Origin of the sequence: Lactiplantibacillus sp. 7.2.4 (genome assembly GCF_018991185.1) — a bacterium.
In the GTDB taxonomy this organism is placed as follows: Bacteria; Bacillota; Bacilli; order Lactobacillales; family Lactobacillaceae; genus Lactiplantibacillus; species Lactiplantibacillus pentosus.
In genome coordinates this window covers 1-2135 of record NZ_JAGYGS010000124.1, presented here as the reverse complement: position 1 = coordinate 2135, position 2135 = coordinate 1, and the positions used below count along the sequence as shown (strand labels likewise).

Annotated in this window: 2 protein-coding genes; both read right to left on the bottom strand. The window is 41.0% G+C overall.

Annotation, left to right across the window (positions count from 1 at the left end; translation table 11 throughout):
* Positions 1–66: 66 nt before the first annotated feature.
* On the bottom strand, positions 67–879 hold the full coding sequence (istB, locus tag KGF70_RS16750; RefSeq protein ID WP_053359344.1) for an IS21-like element helper ATPase IstB: 813 nt from the start codon (positions 877–879) through the stop codon (positions 67–69).
* Positions 880–883: 4 nt separating this feature from the next.
* On the bottom strand, positions 884–2098 hold the full coding sequence (gene istA / locus KGF70_RS16745) for an IS21 family transposase (RefSeq protein ID WP_216748756.1): 1215 nt from the start codon (positions 2096–2098) through the stop codon (positions 884–886).
* Positions 2099–2135: the final 37 nt, after the last annotated feature.

Here is a 2135-nt window from a genome sequence, read left to right as displayed (position 1 = left end):
TGTCAACGCCGATGTGAAAATGTCGTTTTTTGCCGATTAAAAAATGCTGTTTTTTACCGATAAAGTTTACAGTGTCTCACTGCTCCTTTCTTTATTTTGTGCGTTGAAACCTGATAAATCAGGTCCGGAATTATCCTTCTTTTCAATTAAATGATCTTTCATTCGATATGATCGACCAGTGATTCGGATAACTTTAGCGTGATGAACCAAGCGATCTAAAATGGCGTTAGCTAACATCTTATCTGAAAAGGTGTTTCCCCACTTAGAAAGCGGAATATTAGTGGTGATAATGGTTGATTTCCGTTCGTATCGTCTTTCAATTAACTGAAAAAACAGCTTAGCGCCCACTGACTCAATTGGAAGATAACCAATCTCATCAATGATTAGAATTTGAAAACGGGCATACCGGCGTAGCACTTCTTCGCTCCGGCCTTGAACTTGTGCTGTTTGAAGCTTGTTGATGAGGTCGCTACATCGAATAAACTGCGTTGAAATTCCTTGTTTACACCCTTCAATTCCAATGGCGGTGGCTAGGTGAGTTTTACCGACACCGGAGGTGCCGATAAACAAAACGTTTTGATTCTCTTGGGTGAATCTTAGTGATCCCAAGTCCTCAATTATCCCTTGGTTAATTCCCGGTTGATAACTAAAGTCAAAGTCAGCTAACGTTTTTTCATATGGAAAGCGGGCTAGTTTAATTCTCAAATTAATCTTTTTTTGTTCCCGGTATTTAAGCTCAGCCGTTGTCAATTCGAATAAGGCATCACTCAAGGACTTGGGTGCTTCATCTTGATGATCCAATAGGTAGCCTAAATGTTCGGCGAAACGATCTAACTTTAATTGTCTAAGGTTGGTGTATAAAGCTTGGTAATTGGCCATTTTCTCACTCCATTTCATCAAACATCTTCAGGTTTCGGTCGACGTAATCATCAATGACTCGGTCATCACGATTCTTATAAAGGTCTGATCGGACAATCTCTTCCATGTCATCGCGAAGGTAAGTAAATCTTTTCAGTGAAATAGGGTGAGAACGAATTAATTCTCCGTTATAATAAATGTATAGAGTATTGTCATCGTGTTTAATTTGTACGGTTTCGTCAATATATCTTATGGGGACGGAGTATTTCCGATTTTGAAAGACAATCATTGATTCCTTGCTAACTTTCCTTGCGATGGTTTGGCTGGCATAGGCATCGAGTAAGTCGTGATCAAAATCATGGAGATACTCTTTTTCTTTATCAAGCAATAAATAAGGCGGAATTTGAGTCGCCTGAGACTTCTCATGATTCAGCTGATCACACGTCAAATGGACGATCTCGGCTAAGTCTAGCGGCTCTTCAAACTCGTGGTTGTAAACTTTGATTCGCTGAGTAGTTCTGGCCAGCGCCTCAACCTTTCCTTTGGTTTGTGGCCGAAACGGTCGACAAGCAATTGGCTTGAAACCAGCGTCCTTAGCGTATTCAACGAAGGTTTCATTAAATACCGGCTTACCAAAATTACTTTTATGATGATCGACGACAACCTTTTGGTTGTCAAACCAGATTTCTTTCGGCACACCCCCGGTTGCCCAAAAGGCATTAGTTAAGCAATCAAAAAAGGTAATTTGGCTGCGACTGAAGGTAAATTGCATGTATTTCATTCGCGAGTACCCTAAAACATATAAGAAGATGTTGCCTTTGACAATCTCTCCATGCCGAGAAACCAACGTTAAATCTTCTTTCCAATCAACCTGGGCTGAAAGCCCTGGCGAGGTTTCAATCCGGATAGTGGCTTTTTTCGTTGCGGCTTTTCTGATGGTTCGACAATAGTCTCTGAGAATACTTTGCCTTCCTTGATAGCCACGTTCTTTGATAAAGTAATAAATTGCCGTTGCCGAACAGCCTTCTAGAACCTTTTCTTCAATCGTTTTTCGATAATCGTCAAGTTTACTCGGCCGCCGTAAGGGTTGTGGCTGCTCATCTGGGGGCGTAAGCCCTAAATTGTAGTATCTTTTTACCGTTCGTGGATCAACACCGTATCGCCGACCAATTTCAGCGAAGTTGGGCTTTATTTTGTTCATAATATATTGCTGGACACACTGCTCAACATCTAAACGCATTTCAGTTCCTCCAAATTTGAGATGCGTTTATTTTACC